Genomic DNA, 2,541 nt, shown 5'->3' with positions numbered 1-2,541 from the left:
GGACTAAGCCGCTCTCGCGGCGGGGCACTGCGGCGCGGTCATTACTGAGATTTCGCCCGTGAGGCGCTGCATCCGAGGATTTTGGGGTCCTTTCCCCTGATCCTCGGAGGTCTCCATGATCGATCCCGTCACAGTCACCCCGCTGCGCCAGCGGATGATCGAGGACATGACCATCCGCCGGTTTGGCGAGCATACGCAGCGCGATTATGTGCGGCAGGTGCGTGAGTTCACGGCCTTCCTCGGCTTGCCGCCGGACCGGGCCGGGCCGGAAGATCTGCGGCGCTATCAGCTTCACCTGGCTTCGCTCGGCGCCAGCTATGCCCGGATGAACCTGGCCTGCACGGCGCTGAGGTTCTTCTTCCACGTCACGCTGGGCCGTACCGGCTTCGGCGACCGCATGGCGCGGATCCCGACGCCCGATCGCCTGCCGGTAGTGCTTGATACGCAGGAGGTGGCGCTGCTGCTGGCCCACGCGCGGAGCGTGAAGGACCGCGCGGCGCTCAGCATTGCCTATGGCTGCGGCCTGCGGGTCTCGGAGATCGCCAACCTCAAGGTCGCCGACATCGACAGCGCCCGCATGGTGATCCGCGTCGAGCAAGGCAAGGGCCGCAAGGACCGCTATGTCATGCTCGCGCCCGACCTGCTCGATCTGCTGCGTCAGTGGTGGCGGGTGAAGCGGCCGCGCGGCTGGCTCTTTCCCGGGCAGCAGCCGGGCCAGCCGATCACGACGCGCCAGCTCAACCGGGCCTGCCATGCCGCAGCCGAGGCCGCCAAGCTCGACAAGCGCGTCTCCATGCACACGCTGCGGCATAGCTTCGCGACGCATCTGCTGGAGCGGAAGACCGATATCCGCGTGATCCAGGTCCTGCTCGGCCACAGGAAGCTCGACACCACCGCCGTCTATACCCGCGTCGCGCTGAAGACCCTGCGCGAGGTGACCAGCCCGCTCGCGCTGCTGGCGCCGCCGCCACCGCCATAGCGATCCCGCGCCGATCGTGGCGCGGCCTGCGCTGGAGGTCGCGGACATCCTGAACCGGCATGGCGAGGCCTATCTCGCGCGACACCGGCTCAGCCGCGGCCAGCTCAAGGTGATCGGTGCGATCCGGGCCTGCCGCACGGCTGCGCTCGGCGGCCATGTCATGCGGTGCGGCGACTGCGACCACGCGACGATCGCCTACAACTCCTGCCGCAACCGGCACTGCCCGAGATGCCAGGGCGCGGCTGCGAGGGACTGGCTCGCGGCCCGCCAGGCCGACCTGCTGCCCGTGGCTTACTACCATCTCGTCTTCACCCTACCGGCACCGATCGCGGCCATCGCCTTCCAGAACAAGGCCACCGTTTACGGCCTGCTGTTCAAGGCCGCGGCCGAGACGCTCACCACCATCGCGATCGATCCCCGGCATCTCGGTGCCCGCATCGGCTTCACCTCGGTCCTGCACACATGGGGATCGGCTATGACCCATCATCCCCATCTCCACATCATCGCGCCCGGTGGTGGCATGTCCCCGGACGGCGCGCACTGGATCTCGTGCAGGCCCGGCTTCTTCCTGCCCGTGCGCGTGCTCTCGCGCCTGTTCCGCAGGCTCTTCCTCAAAGGGTTCGCCGCTTTGCATGCGGCCGGGCAGATCGCCTTCCATGGCAATCTCGCGTCGCTCGCCGATTCCAAGAGCTTCGCCGCCATGCTGGCGCCGCTGCGCCGGGTCGACTGGGTCGTCTACGCCAAGCGCCCCTTCGGCGGACCCGAAGCCGTGCTGGCCTATCTCGCCCGCTACACCCACCGTGTCGCCATCGCCAACAGCCGCCTCGTCGCCATGGATCGGCACGGGGTGACGTTCCACTGGAAAGACTATCGCGCCCGCTCCGTCGGCAAGGTCTGGCGCAAGACCATGACACTGACGGCCCACGCGTTCATCCGCCGCTTCCTGCTCCACGTCCTGCCCGACGGCTTCCACCGCATCCGGCATTACGGCCTGCTCGCCTCCGGCCGGCGCGCCGACACGATCGCCCGCATCAGGCAGATCATCGCGGTAGCTGCCCCGGACAACATCGCCAGGGACGATGTCCCAGTCGCCACAGAGCAACCCGGGCAGGCCCCTGAACCGCATCCGCCATGCGCATGCTGCGGCGGTCGCATGATCCTGGTCGAGCGCTTCGCGCCGGGCACAGCGCCGCGCACCATCCTCGCCGTCAGGATCGACACCTCATGAACATGGCGCCGGGACGACAACCAGATAGACCACTACCGATCTCAGCCACAGAGCGGGCGATCCCGTTCGGCTCGATGGCGGAAATAAAGGTTGTGGCGGTCACGGATCGATCGCGAACGCAGCCAAATGCGGGCTCCGGGGCATCTCGGTCGGAGCATCCCGCCGACGTCCCGCGCCTCGCACGATCCCGCCGACCAGGCGGCGCGGCGAAATCCCCATAGCGCACGGCCCTGGGCCGCGGCTTCCTCCCCTGGAGGCTTTCGAACACCGGCCCTCAGCCCGGTCCGAACCCATGCGCATGGGCCGGCATCCGAAACCCTTCACAAAAGCGGAC

General features: G+C 68.2%; 2 protein-coding genes. Both read left to right on the top strand.

The window, feature by feature from the left end; genetic code table 11:
- Nucleotides 1-115: 115 nt before the first annotated feature.
- The gene (locus RKE40_RS29430) at nt 116-979 is read left to right on the top strand and encodes a tyrosine-type recombinase/integrase (RefSeq protein ID WP_316021705.1); all 864 of its coding nucleotides are present in this window, start codon (nt 116-118) and stop codon (nt 977-979) included.
- A gap of 16 nt (nt 980-995) precedes the next feature.
- The gene (locus RKE40_RS29425) at nt 996-2,207 is read left to right on the top strand and encodes an IS91 family transposase (RefSeq protein WP_316021704.1); all 1,212 of its coding nucleotides are present in this window, start codon (nt 996-998) and stop codon (nt 2,205-2,207) included.
- Nucleotides 2,208-2,541: the final 334 nt, after the last annotated feature.

The organism is Allobosea rubneri (genome assembly GCF_032464875.1).
Taxonomy (GTDB): Bacteria; Pseudomonadota; Alphaproteobacteria; order Rhizobiales; family Beijerinckiaceae; genus Allobosea; species Allobosea rubneri.
Note: the sequence above shows the minus strand (reverse complement) of the source record. Positions and strands in the feature narration are given on the sequence as shown.

Bases quoted from the DNA above. Each gene is read 5' to 3' on its own strand.
- RKE40_RS29430 (WP_316021705.1), top strand. From the start codon at position 116: ATGATCGATCCCGTCACAGTCACCCCGCTGCGCCAGCGGATGATCGAG.